The following is an 18,221-nucleotide window of genomic DNA, read 5'->3' on the forward strand; positions in this document are numbered from 1 at the left end:
TCCCGGTTTGGTGGGATTGATATCACCACCTCAGGGGCGGATCGGGTGACAATGGACCCGAGAGGTGGACGAGTGCACGGCATCGTGGCCGCCGCTGACGACGGAGGTAGGAACGCAATGGCACGGATCCAACCGACGCAGGTCCCGGAAGCGGGAGACACCGGAGACACCGGGGGAGAGGGCAGAGGTCCAGGTCGCCGCAAGGCGATGCGGTACGCGGTCCCTGTCGCGGTGGCGGGGGTGGCGGCGGCGACCATCAGCCTCGTCCCGGCGCTCGCCGACTCCGGTAACCCCGATCTGCCGAAGATCACGGCAGAGCAGTTGCTGACGAAGATAGCCGCGTCCGACACCCAGACGGTCTCGGGCTCGGTCAAGATCACCACAGACCTCGGGCTGCCGTCCTTCCTGGGCGGCGCCACCGGCGGCGGCAGCCCCTTCGGCGGCGCGGGCGGCGACGACAGCGGCAAGGGCCGCAAGGGCAGCGGTTCCGCCGCCGACCCCAAGGCGCAGCTCACCCAGCTGCTGGCCGGCAGCCACACGCTGCACATCGCGGCCGACGGACCGGACAAGCAGCGCGTCTCGATCATCGAGAAGGCCGCCGAGTACAGCGTCATCCACAACGGTGACCAGGTCTGGGCGTACGACAGCTCGTCCAACCAGGCGTACCACTCGACGCTGCCGAAGTCCGCAGGCAAGGCCGGCACGGACCACGCCAAGCAGCTGCCCGACGACTTCCCGAGCACCCCGCAGGCCGCGGCCCAGCAGGCGCTCAAGGCGGCGGGCCCCAACACGTCCGTCTCCGTGGACGGCACGGCGAAGGTCGCCGGGCGCAACGCCTACCAGCTTCTCGTCCAGCCCAAGGGCGGCGACTCCACGGTCGGCACGATCCGTGTCGCGGTGGACGCGTCGACCGGGGTGCCGCTGAAGTTCACGCTGACGCCGAAAACCGGTGGCAAGGCCGCGATCGACATCGGCTTCACCAAGGTGGACTTCGGCAAGCCCGACGCGAGCACCTTCCAGTTCACCCCGCCCAAGGGCGCCAAGGTGACGGAGGACAAGGCCGACCGGACCGCGCTGAACGACAAGAGGGCGGACAAGGACGGCGCGGCCGCTCTCGAAGGCCTGAACGTCCTGGGCGCGGACTGGAATTCGGTCGCCGAGATCAAGGTGCCCAAGGGCGCCCTGCCCGGGTCCGACGCCGGATCGCAGTCCGGGCGCGGCCGGAACGACAAGAACGTGCAGGGGCTGATCGACAGCTTCGGCAAGCACGTCACCGGAAAGTTCGGTTCCGGCACGGTCTTCTCGACCCGGCTCGTCAACGCCCTGATCACCGACAACGGCACCGTGTACGTCGGTGCCGTCAACCAGGACGCCCTGCTCAAGGCCGCCAACTCGGCTGCCAAGTAAGCCCCTTCGTCCGCCCGGCCGTGTCACCGGCCGGGCGGGCTCTTGTCCTCCTGCAGAGGAAGTGCGATGGAAGAGCCGTCCGCCGCGGCCGGACCCGGGACCGCGGCCGATGCCGAGGCCGTGGTCGAGGCCGTGATCGAGACCCGTGGTCTGACGAAGCAGTACCGGGGGACGCTCGCCGTGGACGGCCTGGATCTCCGGGTGCCGCGCGGCAGCGTCTTCGGCTTCCTCGGGCCCAATGGCTCGGGCAAGACGACCACCATCCGGATGCTGATGGGCCTGATCGAGCCGACGGCCGGGACGGCCGCGGTGCTGGGCCGTCCGATGCCGCGCGCCGGACGCACGGTGCTCCCGAAGGTCGGCGCGCTGATCGAGGGACCGGCGCTCTACGGATTTCTCTCCGGCCGCGACAACCTGGTGCGCTACGACTCCGCCGATCCCACGGCGGACCCCCGCACGCGCACCGCGCGGGTCGGGGACGCGCTCGACCGGGTCGGTCTCGCCGCCGCCGCGGGCAAGAAGGCCCGGGCGTACTCGCTCGGCATGAAGCAGCGGCTCGGCCTAGCGTCCGCGCTGCTGCAACCGCGCGAGCTGCTGGTGCTGGACGAGCCGACGAACGGTCTCGACCCGCAGGGCATGCGCGAGATCCGGTCCCTGATCAGGGAGTTGGCGGCCGACGGCACGACCGTGTTCCTCTCCTCGCATCTGCTCGACGAGATCGAGCAGGTGTGCTCGCACGTCGCCGTCATGGCGCGCGGCCGGCTCATCACCCAGGGGACCGTCGCGGAACTGGCGGCCGGTACGCGTGGCCGGCTCGCCGTGACGACCCCCGATCCGGCGGACGCGGTACGGATTCTCAAGGAGCACGGCGTGACGGATCTGATCGTCCTGGACGACAAGGTCACCGGCGAACTGCCACCCGACCCGCCGGATGCGGCGGAAAGGTCCACATCGGCGGAAGCGGCGGAACCGCTGGACCTCGCGGACCTCAACGCGGCCCTGGTGGCCGCCGGGGTGCGGGTCCGCGGCTTCGGGGTCGAACGGGCCTCGCTGGAGGACGCGTTCGTGGCGCTGACCGGGGAGGGCTTCGATGTCGCGGGCTGAGGCCGAGGCGGTCCCCGTCGTCCGCCCCCTGAGCAGCGCCCTCTGGTCGCTGGGGCTGTTCCGCAGCGAGCTGACGATCGTCTTCCGCCGCTGGCGGACCGTGGCGCTGCTGGCGGTGCTCGCCGCCGTGCCGCTGCTGGTCGGGATCGCGGTGAAGATCGAGACCCGGGACGGCGGTTCGGCCGGCCGGGGCGGCGGCGGGGGAGAGGGAGCGGGTCCCGCGTTCATCTCGCAGGTCAGCAACAACGGCCTGTTCCTGAGCTTCGCGTCGCTCGCCGCGACCCTGCCGGTCTTCCTTCCCATGGCGGTCGGCGTGATCGCCGGTGACTCCGTCGCGGGCGAGGCGAGCTCCGGCACGCTGCGCTATCTGCTGGTGGCCCCCGCCGGCCGGACCCGGCTGCTGCTCGCCAAGTTCACCGCCGTGGCCGTCTTCTGCGCGGTGGCGACGCTGGTCGTGGCGGGCGCGGCACTGGCGGTCGGCGCGGCGTTCTTCCCGCTGGGGGACGTGACGCTGCTGTCGGGCACGACCATCTCGTTCTCCGACGGCCTGCTGCGCGCCCTGATGATCGCGGCGCTGGTCGCGGCCTCGCTGGTGGGCGTCGCCGCGATCGGGCTGTTCATCTCGACCCTCACCAACAGCGGTATCGGCGCGATGGCGGCGACGGTGGGTCTGGTGATCACCGTGCAGATCGTGGACACGATCCCGCAGCTGCACGTGGTCCAGCCGTATCTCTTCCCGCACTACTGGCTGAGCTTCGCGGACGTTCTGCGAGCCCCGGTCTACTGGGACGACATCGTCAAGAACCTCGGTCTGCAGGCGCTGTACGCGGCGGTGTTCGGCTCCGCCGCGTGGGCGCGCTTCACCTCGCGGGACATCAGCGCGTGAACCTCGGCGGGTGAGGCCGGGCCGCCCGGTGCGGCACCGTCGTGCCGCGGAGCAACCATCGTTCCGCGGAGCAACCATCGTTCCGCGGAGCACCGTCATTCCGCGGAGCACCGTCATTCCGTGAAGAACTCCTTCGCCCGGCCCAGCGCCGCGGTGTCGTTCAGTACGTCGCCGGGCTCGCTGCCGTTGCCGGTCAGCACGCCGCCCCACTCCATCGTCAGGTAGTTCGCCGTCTTCTCCAGCGTGCCCGCGAGGGCGTCGGCGTCGGCGGGGTCCTGCCCCGCCAGAGCGGTGATGCCCCAGAGCTTGCGTCCGGCCATCCGGGGCTTGAAGTCCACGCCCGGTACGCGCATCCAGCCCGACCAGTGGTCGAGGTAGCGCTTGGTGGCGGTCGAGACGCTGTACCAGTAGAGCGGCGAGGCGATCACGAGGTCGGTCGCGCCCAGGGTGGCGTCCAGCAGGACCTTGCCGTGGCCGGTGGGCGCCGGGTAGCGGCCGTCGCCCGCGTGGCGCAGATCCTCGAAGTCCGGCAGTGGCAGATCCGCCAGCCGCAGCCACTGCTGCTCGGCGCCGGGGGGCAGTTGTTCGGCGGCGTGGCGCGCCAGCAGTTCGGTGTTGCCGTCCGCGCGAGGGCTGCCGAGAACGAAGAGGAACGTCCGCTGAGTGTGCATACGCATTTATTGCACGCGCATGTAATTCTCGTCAAGGCCGTTCGGTCGATGTGGACCGGCAGGGGGATGGGACGAGGCCGGAGGTGGGTGGGGTGTTGGGCTGCGGCCCGCAGATGCTGTCATCTGCGGGCCGCTGAACGTGACCCTGCCGCGCTGAGGTGCGGTGGTCTTCGTGGCGACCCGGAGTCGGCGGACTGGACAGGTTGTGATCAATCGCCCGGGAGGCGCATCCATTCCTTCACATGCTAGTGGGATGTACCAGACATTTGTCACCAATCACCATGTCGCTGATGAAGGTATCCGGTTGATGGCCACTCGACTGGCTCAGCACGCCGAAAGGTGCCGGAATCCGGTGGGAGGCGTCAGCGGGTTCGCAGGAGCGCCAGTGCACCCAGTGCGTCGTACGCGCGCTGGATGAAGGTGCTGTTCATGGCCGGAGCGGTGTTGGTCAGGGCGACGAGGGCCACCTCCGACTGCGGACTGAAACCGGCGAAGGACGAGAAGCCGCGGGTGCCGCCGGAGTGGTGGTAGAGATCGTGGCCGGGGCGCGGCTGGATGTTCCAGATCAGTCCGAGGCGCCGGGTGCCGCGCGGGACGGCGAGCCGGGGGCGGATCACGTCGGCGAGCCCGGCCTGCAACGACGGCCCGGCCGCCGTGCCGGGGTCGATCAGCGCGTCCAGCAGGTGGAGCAGGTCCCGTCCGCTGGAGCGCGCCGCCCCCGCCGCGGGCAGGCCCGGGATCCGCCAGGCGGGCCGGGCGCGGCCGTGCCAGTAGCCGGTGGCCTGCGGGAGGCCGTCGGCGCAGTCCGTCCTGAGCAGGCCGAGGGGGTGCAACACCCGGGCGGTGAGCAGGCTTTCGTAGCAGCAGGCCGCGCCGGTGCCGTAGGCGTCGGTGCCATGGGGGTCGGCGGCTTGGGCGTCGGCGGCATCGGCGGCGCGTACCAGCAGGTGTCCGAGCAGGCCGACGGCGAAGTTGGAGTAGCGCAACCGGGAGCCGGGCTCGAAGCGCGGCCGGGTGCGCCGCACCGCGCGCAGCAGGTCGTCGTGCGAGAACGCGGCATAGGGATTGGTCAGCCAGCGCGCGCGGCCGGAGACCAGCAGGCCGGGCGGCAGTCGCGGCAGTCCCGAGGTGTGGGTGGCGAGATGCAGCAGCGTCATGGGCGCGCCGCGGGGGCGCGGACCGGTTCCGGGCGGCAGGAAGCGGGAGACGGGATCGTCATGGGCGACCTCGCCGCGGGCCGCCTGCTCCGCGAGCAGAAGGGCCGTCAGAACCTTGGTGAGCGAGCCGATTTCGAACCGGGTGTCGGCGTCGACCGGGTCGCCGCCGACGTGGGCCGTACGTCCTTCGGTGAGGAACACCCGTTCGTCACCGAGCCGCAGGGCGACGACGGTGCCACTGGCCCCGGAACGGGTGCCGAGCAGCGGGGCGGCCGCCTCCGCCGCCCACCGGGTCATCGCCACCGCGTCACGGCTGAACCGGACTGCCGTCGGCGTCGGGAGAAGCGCCGCCGGAACCGCCGCCGGAACCGCCGTCGAGGGTGCGGGAGACCGCCAGGGTGCCGGCGATCGCGGCGACGACCGCCGTGTGCTGCTGGTCCGCGAACCGGTCGTCGGGGTCGTCGGAGACGGCGGACGCGTCGCGTGGCACCAGGCCGTCCTCGTGCTGGATGCCGGCCATCAGCTCCCAGGCCCCCGGGTCGAGGTACGGCTCCTTCAGACAGCTGCCGACGATCATCAGCTCGCCCAGCAGGTCCCACTCGCCGACCTCGGCCCAGATGTCGATCCAGGCCGGGAGCCACGCGGCGAGGTAGTCGCCGATGTCGTCGGGGAGGTCCTCCGGTCTGCGTCCCCAGTCGGTCACATGGAAGACCGTGTGCGTCATGCTGTAGCCGGTCAGCCAGTCGATGAGCCAGGGTTCCGGAGTGTTCCCGAGCCAGGTGGCGCGGATCAGCTCCTCCCAGTCACCCGCCCGCCCGGTGCCTTCGAGACCGGTGACGCGCGCCGCGTTGGCGACGGCGAGGGCACGGTTGGGATGGTGCTCCACGCTGCGCACCGACCGCAATCCGGTGATCTGCCGGAGCAGTTGCTGCATCGGCTCATGGCGGTAGCCGCCGCGGGCGAGGTGCGCGTACGTCTCCAGCGAGTCCGTCATGAGCGGGTACCCCAGCAGCCGCGCGTAGAGCAGGTCGCCCTCGCCGAACTGCCCCCAGGCGTGGTCCATCATGTCGCGGGCCTGCCGCAGTCCGGTCGCGCCGGACACGGACTCGCGCACCACCAGGGAGGCGGCGAGGGCCAGTTCGCCGATCGCCTTGTAGACGCCGGGAGGGTCGGAGACATCGGTGCCGGTGCCTTCCGGCAGTGCGCCGCGCCGGTGGTGTTCGTGCAGCCAGCCCAGTGCCTTCGTGCTCACCTGGTGGGCGGTCGCTGTCACCGACGCCGTCATACGGGCTCCAGTCCGAGTAGGTTGCCGGCGATCGCGGTGTCGAGGGCGAGCCGGGGTCCGTTGCCGAGCATCCGCAGATGCGTGACCAGCGGGACGGGGTCGAGGGGCAGTGCCACCCCCTCGTGCTGGAGGAGCGCCAGCCACCGGGCGATCCGTGCCGCCGTGGGGTAGTCGCGGCGCAGCAGCGAACGTGTCGCACCGCGCGCGAGCGCCAACGGCGCCTGGCGGGCTGCCGCGTGCACGGGTCCGTCAAGACCGGGAAGGGCCAGCGAGGACAACTGCCCCATCCGCACGGACCATTCGGCCCACCCGAGGTCACGCGCGGGACCGGGGGACGGCGCCTCGGCCGGGCGGAGCCCGACGCGCCGCGCGAGCAGCGGCGCTTCGGCCGGCCGCGCGGCGTACCGCGACACCACCTCGGCCGCCGCGCCCTCCGCGGCGAAGCGCGCCAGCATCGATCCGGTGGCCCAGTCCCGCCATGCCATCACCCACGGCTCGGCCGGCCCGGCGGGCGGCGACTGGGGAACGCCCTGCGGGGGCGGGAGGACGGTGAAGGACCGTGCCACGGCCGCCGCGTCCAGGGGGTGCAGGGCGGCGCCGGTGAGCAGATGGGGGCGAAGGTGTCCGCCCCGACGACCCGGACGGCGGCGAGCGCCGCCGCACCGTCCTCGGCTCCTTCGACGTGGGCGGCGACCATGGCCGTGCCCCCGGCGCCGTGGAGGGCGTCGAGGGCACTGCGAGCCAGGTCGGCCGCCGAGTCGGCGTACGCCGTCCGCGACCGATCGGAGCTCACTTGTCCTTCGGCTCCTTCGGCTGCGACGGCGAAAGCAGCAGCCCGAGGAGGAGGATCCCGCCGCCGATGGCCTGCGGCGAGTAGACCGGGGCATCGCTCAGGGCCGTCTCGGGCTCCATCATCGCGAGGCCGAGTGCCGTCGGGTCTGGTGCGACAACGGGTGAGTGCAAGGTCTGAGCAAGCATGGTTGCCTCCTCAAATAGACGTCACCACTGTTCCCAGTGATGCTCAACCCCCTTACCGTACGAGGAGAATGGGCGGTTGGCACCATTTGCAGCAGATGACCCATTTGGGGTCATTGTGGGATGCGTGATGCACGACGAAGGTGTATCGGGATGCGTCGGCGTCAGAAGGTTTTGCGGGCTTCGATGAGGAAACGAGTGGTATGGGCGACAAAAGATCCGTCCGTCCGGATCTGCTCGTCCAGCGCCTTCAGCTCGGTCCGGTACTGCTCGACGGTGAAGCCCGGGACCATCCAGATGACCTTCCGGAGGAAGTAGATCACCGCGCCGATGTCGTGGAACTCGGTGCGCAGGGTCTCCATCCGCAGATCGAGGATCTCCAGCCCGGCGGCCTCGGCCGCGGTCCGGGCGTCGTCCGGATGCCGTCCGCGCCGTACCCCGGCGGGCAGCGGGCCCAGGAAGTACTCGACGAGCTCGAACACGCTCGCGGGGCCGACCTGCTGCGAGAAGTACGTTCCGCCCGGCCGCAGTACCCGCGCGATCTCGTTCCACCACGTGGTCACCGGATGGCGGCTCACCACCAGGTCGAACGCCGCGTCGCCGAACGGCAGCGGCGGTTCGTCCTCGTCGGCGACGACGACCGCCCCGAGCGGATGCAGCAGCCCGGTGGCCTTGGCGACGTTCGGCGGCCAGGACTCCGTGGCGACCGTCAGCGCCGGAAGCCGAGGCACCCCGGCGAGCACCTCCCCGCCCCCGGTCTGGATGTCCAGCGCCGCGGTGGCCCGCGCCATCCGCTCACCCATGGCCCGCGCGTACCCCCAGGAGGGCCGTTCCTCGCTCGCCCGCCCGTCGAGCCAGGAGAAGTCCCAGCCGTCGACGGACACGGTCTCGGCCTCGGCCACCAGTTCCTCGAAGCTGCGCATCATGCCCCCCACCCTGACACCGCGCCAGGGCACGGGCCAGCGGATTTCCCGGGGCGCCGGGCGGGTCGCGCCGCGGGCACCGGGCGGGGTTACGCCGGGGCCGACGCCTTCGCCGCCATCGCCGTCGCGGCGTCGCGGGCCGCGGTGCGGGTGCGGTGGGCGTTGTGCAGGGCGTCCCAGGTGAGGAGGACGAGGGCGGCCCAGACGAGGGCGAAGCCGGCCCAGCGCTCGGGCGGCATGGCCTCGTGGAAGTAGACGAGTCCGAGGAGGAACTGGAAGACCGGGGCGAGGTACTGCAGCAGCCCGATGGTGCTGAGCGGGAGCCGGATGGCGGCGGCGCCGAAGGCGATGAGCGGGCCGGCGGTGACCAGGCCGCAGGCGATGAGGAGGGTGGCGTGGCCGGGGCCCTCGGAGGTGAAGGTGGCGTTCCCCTGGGCGCCGAGGAAGATCAGATAGCCGAGCGCGGGCAGGAACTGCACGGAGGTCTCGGCGGCCAGTGACTCCAGCCCGCCCATGCCGACCTTCTTCTTGATGAAGCCGTAGGTGGCGAACGAGAAGGCGAGGGTGAGGGCGATCCACGGCAGCCGCCCGTACCCGATGGCCAGGACGAGTACGGCGGCGACGCCGATGCCGACCGCGGTCCACTGCAGCGGCCGCAGCCGTTCGCGCAGCACCAGGACGCCGATGGCGATGGTGACCAGCGGGTTGATGAAGTAGCCGAGCGAGGTCTCGACGACATGGCCGGAGTTGACGCCCCAGATGTAGAGGCCCCAGTTGACCGAGACCACGGTGGCGGCGACCGCGAGCAGGCCGAGCCGCTTGGGCTGCCGCAGCAGCTCCGGTATCCAGGCCCAGCGGCGCATGACCAGCAGGATCACCGCGACGACGGCGAGCGACCAGACCATCCGGTGGGCGAGGATCTCCAGCGCTCCGGCGGGTTCGAGAAGCGGCCAGAAGAGCGGGAAGGCGCCCCAGAGTCCATAGGCGCCGAATCCGTACGCAAGGCCCGCGCGGTGCTCGTTCACTGGTTGCGACAACGGATGCTCCTCCGGCAGACGCCAATGCTCGAAGGTAGCGCCGACGAGCCCCGCCTGTCATGGCCGTCTTGCTTAACGGTCATGACAGGCGGGGCTTAACAGATGCCGGTCCGGGATCCGCAGGTCGGAGCGGTGCGGCCGGCGGGCGGGTCAGACCTTCAGCGCCTCGGCGAGCGTCACCGTGAGCGGGGTGGTCGGGCGGCCGATCAGCCGGGCCAGGTCGCCGGTGGTGAGGGCGAGGCGGCCGCGCGAGATCGCGTCGTCCACGTCGGCGAAGATCTCGGCGAAGTCCGCGGGCATTCCCGTACCGGTCAGCAGCGCGCGGAAGTCCTCGGCGGGCAGGTCGGTGTAGACGATCTCCTTGCCGGAGCGCTTCGCCACTTCGGCGGCGTACTCGGCCAGGGTCCAGGCGCTGTCGCCGCTCAGCTCGTAGGCGGCGTTCTCGTGACCGTCCCCGGCCAGCACGACGGCGGCCGCGGCGGCGTAGTCCCGGCGGGCGGCGGTGGCGACCCGGCCCTCGCGGGCGCTGCCGACGACGGCGCCGTGCTCCAGCACCGTGTCGAGCCGGCCCGTGTAGTTCTCGGTGTACCAGCCGTTGCGCAGGAACGTGTACGGCAGCCCGGACGCGAGGATCAGCTGCTCCGTCTCGCGGTGGGCGGACGCGAGCAGGAAGTCCGCCTCGGGGCCGCCGAGGATGCCGGTGTAGACGAGCCGGGCCACCCCGGCCTCCTTGGCGGCGTCGATCACCGCGGTGTGCTGCGCCACCCGGCCGTGCAGATCGTTGCTGGAGATCAGCAGCACGGAGTCGCCGGGGCGGAAGGCGGCCTTGAGCGTCTCCGGGCTGTTGTAGTCGGCCGTCCGCAGTTCGACGCCGCGGGCGGCGAGGTCGGCGGCCTTGTCCGCGTCGCGGACCACGGCGGCGATGCGGTCGCCGGGCACGCGCTCCAGCAGCTCGTCGATGACGAGGCGGCCGAGCTGTCCGGTGGCTCCGGTGACAACGATGCTCATGGTGAGTGCTCCCCTGTAATAGCGGCTCGGCCGGGTGACCGCGCCGGATCGGCTTATGCACTCACCCTAAGACCTGCACTAACTAATCGTAAGTACCCACTTTGAGGTAAGGTACTGCCATGAGCGTAAGTATCGAGCCCAGTGCACTGGAGCAGCTGGTCGCCAGTGGGCCCCCACGGGATGTTCCCGACGTCTTCTCTGCGGACTGCCCCTCGCGGGTGGTGCTGGAGCACGTCACCAGCCGCTGGGGCGTGCTCGTCCTCGCCGCGCTGATCGACGGGACGCACCGGTTCAGCGCGCTGCGCCGGCAGGTGGGCGGGGTGAGCGAGAAGATGCTCGCCCAGACGCTCCAGGCGCTGGAGCGGGACGGCTTCGTGCACCGCGAGGCGTACCCCGTGATCCCGCCGCGCGTCGAGTACTCCCTCACCCCGCTCGGTGAGGGCGCCGCGCGGCGCGTCTGGGAGCTCGCCTGCTGGATCGGCGGCTCACTGCCGGACGTGTTCGAGGCGCGCGCGACGTACGACGCCGCGCGCTGAACGAACCGGCCCGCGAACGAGCGCTGAACGATCCGGCCCGCTGAACGGCGATGCCCGCCGGGGGAGTCGTCGAACTCCCCGGGCGGGCATCCGCGTGGACCGCTCCGTCGTGTGCCGGTGCGCTGGTGTGGCGCTGTGCCGGTGTGGTGCTGTGCGGTGGTGTGCCGGTCGTCAGCCGACGACCGTCCAGGTGTCCTGGCCGGCGAGCAGCGCGGCGAGGTCGCCCTTGCCCTTCTCCTCGACGGCCCGCTCCAGCTGGTCCGACATGTCGGCGTCGTAGACCGGCCGTTCGACGCTGCGCAGCACCCCGATGGGGGTGTGGTGCAGCGTGTCCGTGTCGGCGAGGCGCGACAGGGCGAAGGCGGTGGTGGGCGACGCGGCGTGGGAGTCGTGGACGAGCACCCCTGCCGTCCCTTCCACGGTCACGTCGATCACCTTGAGTTCGCCGGTGGCCATGTCCCTGACGACGCCCTTGGAGCCCAGACCGTCCTCGGCCGGCGCGCCGAACCGGATCGGCTGCCCGTGCTCCAGCCGGATCAGGGCGTCCTGCGCCGTCTGCTGGTCCTTGAGCGCGTCGAAGGCGCCGTCGTTGAAGATGTTGCAGTTCTGGTAGATCTCCACGAGTGCGGTGCCCGGGTGGGCGGCGGCCTCGCGCAGTACCGACTGCAGGTGCTTGCGGTCGGAGTCGATGGTGCGCGCCACGAAACCGGCCTCGGCGCCGATGGCGAGCGAGACCGGGTTGAACGGCGCGTCCAGTGAGCCCATCGGGGTCGATTTGGTGATCTTGCCGACCTCGGAGGTGGGCGAGTACTGGCCCTTCGTCAGACCGTAGATCCGGTTGTTGAACAGCAGGATCTTGAGGTTGACGTTGCGGCGCAGCGCGTGGATGAGGTGGTTGCCCCCGATGGACAGCGCGTCCCCGTCGCCGGTGACCACCCAGACGCTCAAGTCCCTCCGGGACGAGGCGAGTCCGGTGGCGATGGCCGGGGCGCGGCCGTGGATGGAGTGCATCCCGTAGGTGTTCATGTAGTACGGGAAGCGCGACGAGCAGCCGATGCCGGAGACGAAGACGACGTTCTCGCGGGCGAGTCCCAGCTCGGGCATGAAGGACTGGACGGCGGCGAGGACCGCGTAATCACCGCAGCCGGGGCACCAGCGCACCTCCTGGTCCGTCTTGAAGTCCTTCATCGACTGCTTGGTGTCGGACTTGGGGACCAACGACAGGGCCGGGAGCCCCGGCGTGGGGTGGTCGGCGATGGTTGCCTCAGACATCTGCGCCCTCCTCCATGATGGCGTGAGCGAGCTGTTCGGCCTTGAACGGGAGGCCGGTGACCTGGTTGTACGAGCGGGCGTCCACCAGGTACTTCGCCCGCAGCAGGTGGGCGAGCTGGCCGAGGTTCATCTCGGGGACCACCACCTTGTCGTAACGCTTCAGAACCTCTCCGAGATTCCTCGGGAACGGGTTGAGGTGGCGCAGATGGGCCTGCGCGACCTGGCCGCCGCCGGCCCGGATCCGCCGTACCGCGGCGGTGATCGGACCGTACGTCGAGCCCCAGCCGATCACCAGCGTGCGGGCGTGCGGCTGTCCGTCGACGACGCTCGGGTCGTCGACCTCCACGTCCGGTACGTCGATGCCGTCGATCTTCGCCTGGCGGGTGCGGACCATGAAGTCGTGGTTGGCCGGGTCGTAGGAGATGTTGCCCGTGCCGTCCTGCTTCTCGATGCCGCCGATCCGGTGTTCGAGACCGGGCGTGCCGGGCACCGCCCAGGGGCGGGCCAGCGTCTGCGGGTCGCGCTTGTACGGCCAGAACGCCTCGTCGCCGTTGTCCAGCGTGTGGTTCGGGCCGGTGGCGAACTGCACCCGCAGGTCCGGCAGTTCGTCGATGTCGGGGATCCGCCACGGCTCGCTGCCGTTGGCCAGGTAGCCGTCGGACAGCAGGAACACCGGGGTGCGGTAGGCGAGGGCGATCCGGGCCGCCTCGATGGCGGCGTCGAAGCAGTCGGCGGCGGTGGCCGGGGCCACGATCGGCACCGGCGCCTCGCCGTTGCGCCCGTACATCGCCTGCAGCAGGTCGGCCTGCTCGGTCTTGGTCGGCAGTCCGGTGGACGGGCCGCCGCGCTGGATCGCCACCACCAGCAGCGGCAGTTCCAGCGACACCGCCAGCCCGATGGTCTCCGACTTCAGCGCCACACCGGGTCCCGAGGTGGTGGTGACGGCCAGCGCCCCGCCGAACGCCGCGCCGAGCGCCGCGCCGATGGCCGCGATCTCGTCCTCGGCCTGGAACGTCCGCACGCCGAAGTTCTTGTGCTTCGACAGCTCGTGCAGGATGTCGGAGGCCGGGGTGATCGGGTACGAGCCCAGGTACAGCGGCAGGTCGGCCTGCTTGCTCGCGGCGACCAGGCCGTACGACAGCGCCAGGTTCCCCGAGATGTTGCGGTAGGTGCCGGCCGGGAAGGCGGCGGAGGCCGGGGCGATCTCGTAGGAGACCGCGAAGTCCTCGGTGGTCTCCCCGAAGTTCCAGCCGGCCCGGAACGCCGCGACGTTGGCCTCGGCGATATCGGGCTTGTTCGCGAACTTCTTCCGCAGGAACTTCTCGGTTCCCTCGGTCGGCCGGTGGTACATCCACGACAGCAGGCCCAGCGCGAACATGTTCTTCGCGCGCTCCGCGTCCTTGCGCGCCAGCCCCGAGTCCTTCAGGGCCTCCACGGTCAGGCTCGTCAGCGGCACCGGATGGATCGCGTACGCCTCCAGCGAGCCGTCCTCCAGCGGGCTGGCCGCGTAACCGACCTTCGCCATCGCCCGCTTGGTGAACTCGTCCGTGTTGACGATGATCTCCGCGCCGCGCGGCAGATCGGCGATGTTCGCCTTCAGCGCGGCCGGGTTCATCGCGACGAGCACGTTGGGCGCGTCGCCGGGCGTGAGGATGTCGTGATCGGCGAAGTGGAGCTGGAAACTGGACACACCCGGCAGGGTTCCCGCGGGTGCCCGGATCTCGGCGGGGAAGTTCGGCAGCGTGGAGAGGTCGTTCCCGAACGACGCCGTCTCCGAGGTGAACCGGTCACCCGTGAGCTGCATTCCGTCACCCGAGTCCCCGGCGAACCGGATGATCACCCGGTCCAGCCGCTGGACCTCCTTGGCCGGTTTGCGCTGTTCACCGAGCAGCGGCTGTCCTACGGCTGGGCTGCTGACCTGGCTGGTCACTGAATCGGACCTCCTTCGAGGCGGCGGCTCACGGACACGGTCATGACCGTTGATCCCACCCACATGCTACGGGGGTAAGGGTCACCTTCCTGGGGTTTGACCGCTTCCTGCACGTCGCGCTGAGCTTTTCTCTGCCACGTTGTGTCACAGTTCGATCGCCCCCCAAGCCCTCACTCGTACGACGCTGTCGCGTGGTGCTTCAGTTCTACGACCGCGCGCATGAGTGGGACTCAATGCCAGTGCGTGCTGCTCCGTACCGGTGTGTGGTGCGCCGTGCCCGAACGGCCGGTGCGCCATGCCAGCATCTGACACTCTGTCAGATGATCATGAATTGAGATAGGTGAGTACGGCCAGCACCCGCCGGTGATCCCCGCCACTCGGTGCCAGCCCCAGCTTCAGGAAGATATTGCTCACGTGCTTCTCCACCGCGCCGTCGCTCACCACGAGTTGAGCGGCCACCGCGGAGTTCGTCCGGCCCTCGGCCATCAGGCCCAGCACCTCGCGCTCGCGCGGCGTGAGCCCCGCCAGAACGTCCTGCTTCCGGCTCCGGCCCAGCAGCTGCGCCACGACCTCGGGGTCCAGCGCGGTACCGCCCTGGGCCACCCGGACCACGGCGTCCACGAACTCGCGGACCTCCGCCACCCGGTCCTTGAGCAGATAGCCGACGCCACGGCTGCTGCCGGCCAGCAGCTCCGTCGCGTACTGCTCCTCGACGTACTGCGACAGCACCAGCACACCCACCCCGGGATGCTCCCGGCGCAGCTGAACGGCGGCCCGCACACCTTCGTCCGTATGGGTGGGCGGCATCCTGACGTCCGCCACCACCACATCGGGGAGATCGCCCTCGTCCGCCATTTCTCCGATGACCTTGATCAGTGCCACGGCGTCGCCCACTCCCGCGACGACATCGTGACCCCGGTCGGTCAGCAGCCGGGTCAGGCCCTCCCGAAGCAGTACCGAATCCTCGGCGATGACGACCCGCACCCTGTCTCCCACGTTTTCCAGCCCCCCACATTCGATGTGACCACCCCAGCATTTCAGTATCCGGACCCGGGATGGGGAGCCTGCCGCCCCCAATCGCCGGACGGATCAGGATTTCCGGGTCCGGCCGGCGACGAGGGGCGTGGGGTGGGGGCGGTTCCAGCGGGTGGAGGTCGCGCGGAAACCGGGGCGTTCCAGGGGCGGCGGGTACGCCCGGGGCGGGCCCGGCCGGTGCCGGGGAACCCGCTGGGTGTCACACCCGCCAGGGGAGTTCGGCGGTGATCCGGGTCGGGCCGCCGGCGGGGGAGTCGACGGCCAGCACACCGTCGACGGCGTCCAGCCGCTCCATCAGCCCCGCCAGCCCCGAACCGGCCGAGGTGTCGACGCCGCCGACGCCGTTGTCGGAGACGTACAGCATCATCCGGTCCGCGGACCGCCAGATGTCGACCTGGGCCTTGGAGGCCCCGCTGTGCTTGCTGATGTTCTGCAGCAGCTCGGAGACCGTGAAGTACGCGATGCCCTCGATCGCGGGCACCGGGCGGGCCGGCAGGTCCACGGTCACGCTCACCGGTACCGTGCAGCGCGCGGCGACCGACGACAGGGCCGGGCCGAGACCGCGGTCGGTGAGGATCGCGGGATGGATGCCGCGGGCCAGATCGCGCAGCTCCTGGAGGGCGATCTTCACCTCGCCGTGCGCCTCGCCCACCATGACGGCCGCGGCCTGCGGGTCCTCCAGCAGCTTCTCCTTGGCCAGCCCGAGGTCCATGGCCAGGGCGACGAGCCGGGCCTGGGCGCCGTCGTGCAGATCGCGCTCGATGCGCCGCAGGTCGGCCGCCGCGTGGTCCACGACGACTCCTCGGTCGGACTCCAGCTCGGTGACCCGGGTGGCCAGCTTCGACGGGCCGAGCAGCCCCGACACCATCAGCCGGTCGACGTGCGCCATGCCGCGGAACATCCACGGGGCGGCGAGGACGAGGACCAGGCCCACGCTGGAGGTGAGCACCATGTCGCCGGCGGTGTGCAGGTACCAGCCGCCGCCGTCCTTGTCGCCGTACAGCTGCAGCCCCGACTGGCCGAGGTAGACGGGGAAGATCCACCGCCACAGCGGGTAGGTCAGGAAGCCCCAGCCGTAGAAGAAGAACGTGAGCGAGACGCAGAAGCTGAAGACCGCCCACGGGAAGTGCAGGAAGCAGTAGAGGGCGTGCCGCCAGGAGACGCCGCTCTTGAGCTGTGCGCCGAGCCACCCCATGAAGCCGCCCTTGGCGGCGCGGACCGGGCCCGGCTCGGGCACGTCGTGACGCAGCAGTGCGCGGGACCGGGCCCGTTCGATGATGCCGATGCCCCGGCAGCCCGCGAGGCCCGCGGCCAGGACCGGCAGTCCGAGGAAGGTGATGAGGAGGCCGGCACCGACCGAGAGCATCGTCACCACGTAGACGAAGCTGAGGATGCCCATGGGCAGGTTCAGCAGCAGGTAGGCCAACTCACGCCAGGTCCTCGCCTCGAACGGCGCGCGAAGCACCGCTGGGACGCGGTGCTCGCGCGGTGCCGGCGAAAAGTCGTAAGCCATGGTTCCGTCCGTCCTCTGGTTTCTGCTCCCCTATGACATACAGCCTGGTCGAACGGCGCTTTCCCGCCCATGGTGCGGATCGGCGTGTTCGGGAGGGGATATCCCTACCCCGCCAGGTGGCCCTGGCGCGCGGACCCGGTCCTGGGCGGTGCCTGCTCGCGGTCGCGCCAGGGGAGTTCCGCGGTGATGGTCGTCGGGCCGCCGACGGGGGAGTCCACCACGAGCAGGCCGTCGACGGAGTCGAGCCGCTCGGTCAGCCCGGCGAGACCCGTACCGCCGGTGGTTCCGGCTCCGCCGTTCCCGTCGTCCCTGACCTGGATCATCAGCCGATCCTGCGAACGCCACAGGTCGACGCCGGCGGTGCGCGCGCCGCTGTGTTTGCTGATGTTCTGCAGCAGCTCGGACACGGTGAAGTACGCGATGCCCTCGATCGCCGCCGCGGGCCGGGCGTTCAGGTCGACACCGACCTGGACCGGCACCGTGCAGCGCGCGGCGACCGACGACAGCGCCGCGTTCAGACCGCGGTCGGTGAGGATCGCGGGATGGATGCCGCGGGCCAGATCGCGCAGCTCCTGGAGGGCGATCTTCACCTCGCCGTGCGCCTCGCCCACCATCTTGGCCGCCGCCTCCGGGTCCTCCAGCAGCTTCTCCTTGGCCAGGCCGAGGTCCATCGCCAGCGCGACGAGCCGGGCCTGAGCCCCGTCGTGCAGATCGCGCTCGATGCGCCGCAGGTCGGCCGCCGCGTGGTCGACGACGACCCCGCGGTCCGACTCCAGCTCGGCGATCCGCTGCTCCAGCTCGTCCGACGGTTGCAGCAGCCCCCGCACCATCACCCGGTCCACGGTGGTCAGCCCGCGTGCGATGAAGCCGAGCGCGGGCCAGGCGACGAAGAGCGAGGCGAAGGTGAGGGTGAAGGTGAGGATGCCCCAGGGAAGCCGGATGGCGAAGTACAGCGCGTGCCGCCAGGCGACCGGGTCCTTGAGCGTCGCCCACAGCCACGGCAGGAAGCCGAAGGTGCTCGGCCGCAGCGGCCGGGGATCGTCGATCACCACCCCCAGCATCTCGCGGGCGCGCGCCCGCTCAAGTCTGCCGAGCAGCCGGCAGCCGATGAGCCCGCCCGCGAGCAGGGGCAGTCCGATCACCGTGACCGACAGCCCGATACCGATCGCCAGCATCGTCACGACGAAGACGAAGCCGATGATCACGATCGGCAGGTTCAGCAGCAGGTACCCGACTTCCTTCCAGGTCACCGCGCCGTACGCGAGCCGCGGTGGCGGCAGCGGGGCGGGTTCGGCGGAGGTCGGGACAGCAGGACTCGGGCTCATGCTTCCAGCCTGCCGGTAGGGGCGGCCGGAGCGCCATGGGGTTCATAGGGCGGGACAAGGTGGGGTTAACCCCCCTGAGGCCTGCACGGCCGCTTCCCGCGCTCAAGTCAGGGCCTAGACTCCCTCCGTATAGATCGTCTAAAGATCCACTGGGATC

Annotated in this window: 18 protein-coding genes; 4 read left to right on the top strand and 14 right to left on the bottom strand. The window is 70.8% G+C overall.

Annotation, left to right across the window (positions count from 1 at the left end; all coding sequences use genetic code 11):
* The first annotated feature begins 117 nt into the window (after positions 1 to 117).
* The 3 genes from LNW72_RS23655 to LNW72_RS23665 all read left to right on the top strand — a co-directional run bounded on the left by LNW72_RS23655 (position 118) and on the right by LNW72_RS23665 (position 3,397).
* Positions 118 to 1,407 carry a DUF2092 domain-containing protein gene (locus LNW72_RS23655; protein ID WP_250977224.1) on the top strand — a complete coding sequence of 430 codons (1,290 nt, stop codon included), beginning with the start codon at positions 118 to 120 and terminating at the stop codon, positions 1,405 to 1,407.
* A gap of 66 nt (positions 1,408 to 1,473) precedes the next feature.
* Positions 1,474 to 2,511 carry an ABC transporter ATP-binding protein gene (locus LNW72_RS23660; protein ID WP_250977225.1) on the top strand — a complete coding sequence of 346 codons (1,038 nt, stop codon included), beginning with the start codon at positions 1,474 to 1,476 and terminating at the stop codon, positions 2,509 to 2,511.
* Entirely contained in the window at positions 2,498 to 3,397 is a 900-nt protein-coding gene (locus tag LNW72_RS23665; RefSeq protein ID WP_250977226.1) for an ABC transporter permease, read from the top strand. The genes LNW72_RS23660 and LNW72_RS23665 overlap by 14 nt, the downstream gene beginning before the upstream one ends.
* 113 nt (positions 3,398 to 3,510) lie before the next feature.
* On the opposite strand, the gene LNW72_RS23670 is transcribed toward LNW72_RS23665, so the two are convergent.
* From LNW72_RS23670 to LNW72_RS23710, 9 genes are all read right to left on the bottom strand, one after another.
* The gene (locus tag LNW72_RS23670; RefSeq protein ID WP_250977227.1) at positions 3,511 to 4,068 is read right to left on the bottom strand and encodes an NAD(P)H-dependent oxidoreductase; all 558 of its coding nucleotides are present in this window, start codon (positions 4,066 to 4,068) and stop codon (positions 3,511 to 3,513) included.
* A 362-nt stretch (positions 4,069 to 4,430) separates the two neighbouring features.
* Entirely contained in the window at positions 4,431 to 5,522 is a 1,092-nt protein-coding gene (locus tag LNW72_RS23675) for a serine hydrolase domain-containing protein (RefSeq protein WP_250977228.1), read from the bottom strand.
* A gap of 10 nt (positions 5,523 to 5,532) precedes the next feature.
* Positions 5,533 to 6,510: a hypothetical protein gene (locus tag LNW72_RS23680; RefSeq protein ID WP_250977229.1), complete on the bottom strand. Its 978-nt coding sequence runs from the start codon at positions 6,508 to 6,510 to the stop codon at positions 5,533 to 5,535.
* A complete protein-coding gene (locus LNW72_RS23685) occupies positions 6,507 to 6,995 on the bottom strand; it encodes a hypothetical protein (RefSeq protein ID WP_250977230.1) in 489 nt (162 codons plus the stop codon). Before LNW72_RS23685 ends, LNW72_RS23680 begins: the two co-directional genes overlap by 4 nt.
* The gene (locus LNW72_RS23690; protein WP_250977231.1) at positions 6,995 to 7,303 is read right to left on the bottom strand and encodes a hypothetical protein; all 309 of its coding nucleotides are present in this window, start codon (positions 7,301 to 7,303) and stop codon (positions 6,995 to 6,997) included. The genes LNW72_RS23685 and LNW72_RS23690 overlap by 1 nt, the downstream gene beginning before the upstream one ends.
* Complete coding sequence (locus tag LNW72_RS23695; protein ID WP_250977232.1) at positions 7,300 to 7,488, bottom strand: hypothetical protein; 189 nt, start codon at positions 7,486 to 7,488, stop codon at positions 7,300 to 7,302. The genes LNW72_RS23690 and LNW72_RS23695 overlap by 4 nt, the downstream gene beginning before the upstream one ends.
* A gap of 161 nt (positions 7,489 to 7,649) precedes the next feature.
* Positions 7,650 to 8,411, bottom strand: coding sequence for a class I SAM-dependent methyltransferase (locus LNW72_RS23700; protein ID WP_250977233.1), 762 nt, complete (start codon positions 8,409 to 8,411; stop codon positions 7,650 to 7,652).
* An 86-nt stretch (positions 8,412 to 8,497) separates the two neighbouring features.
* Positions 8,498 to 9,445, bottom strand: a complete 948-nt coding sequence (gene rarD, locus LNW72_RS23705; RefSeq protein ID WP_250977234.1) for an EamA family transporter RarD — start codon at positions 9,443 to 9,445, stop codon at positions 8,498 to 8,500.
* 150 nt (positions 9,446 to 9,595) lie between these two features.
* Entirely contained in the window at positions 9,596 to 10,453 is an 858-nt protein-coding gene (locus LNW72_RS23710; protein ID WP_250977235.1) for an SDR family oxidoreductase, read from the bottom strand.
* A gap of 119 nt (positions 10,454 to 10,572) precedes the next feature.
* Between LNW72_RS23710 and LNW72_RS23715 the strand changes: the two genes are divergently transcribed.
* Positions 10,573 to 10,989, top strand: a complete 417-nt coding sequence (locus LNW72_RS23715) for a helix-turn-helix domain-containing protein (protein WP_138357539.1) — start codon at positions 10,573 to 10,575, stop codon at positions 10,987 to 10,989.
* A 171-nt stretch (positions 10,990 to 11,160) separates the two neighbouring features.
* Here LNW72_RS23715 and LNW72_RS23720 read toward each other — a convergent pair whose 3' ends face one another.
* The 5 genes from LNW72_RS23720 to LNW72_RS23740 all read right to left on the bottom strand — a co-directional run bounded on the left by LNW72_RS23720 (position 11,161) and on the right by LNW72_RS23740 (position 18,064).
* Positions 11,161 to 12,261, bottom strand: a complete 1,101-nt coding sequence (locus LNW72_RS23720) for a 2-oxoacid:ferredoxin oxidoreductase subunit beta (RefSeq protein WP_250977236.1) — start codon at positions 12,259 to 12,261, stop codon at positions 11,161 to 11,163.
* A complete protein-coding gene (locus tag LNW72_RS23725) occupies positions 12,254 to 14,191 on the bottom strand; it encodes a 2-oxoacid:acceptor oxidoreductase subunit alpha (RefSeq protein ID WP_250977237.1) in 1,938 nt (645 codons plus the stop codon). The genes LNW72_RS23720 and LNW72_RS23725 overlap by 8 nt, the downstream gene beginning before the upstream one ends.
* A gap of 324 nt (positions 14,192 to 14,515) precedes the next feature.
* Positions 14,516 to 15,175 carry a response regulator transcription factor gene (locus LNW72_RS23730; protein WP_308402147.1) on the bottom strand — a complete coding sequence of 220 codons (660 nt, stop codon included), beginning with the start codon at positions 15,173 to 15,175 and terminating at the stop codon, positions 14,516 to 14,518.
* A gap of 250 nt (positions 15,176 to 15,425) precedes the next feature.
* On the bottom strand, positions 15,426 to 16,739 hold the full coding sequence (locus tag LNW72_RS23735) for a sensor histidine kinase (RefSeq protein ID WP_250977239.1): 1,314 nt from the start codon (positions 16,737 to 16,739) through the stop codon (positions 15,426 to 15,428).
* Positions 16,740 to 16,843: 104 nt separating this feature from the next.
* Complete coding sequence (locus tag LNW72_RS23740) at positions 16,844 to 18,064, bottom strand: sensor domain-containing protein (protein ID WP_250977240.1); 1,221 nt, start codon at positions 18,062 to 18,064, stop codon at positions 16,844 to 16,846.
* Between the last annotated feature and the right edge of the window lie 157 nt (positions 18,065 to 18,221).

The organism is Streptomyces sp. RKAG293, assembly GCF_023701745.1.
Classification (GTDB): Bacteria; Actinomycetota; Actinomycetes; order Streptomycetales; family Streptomycetaceae; genus Actinacidiphila.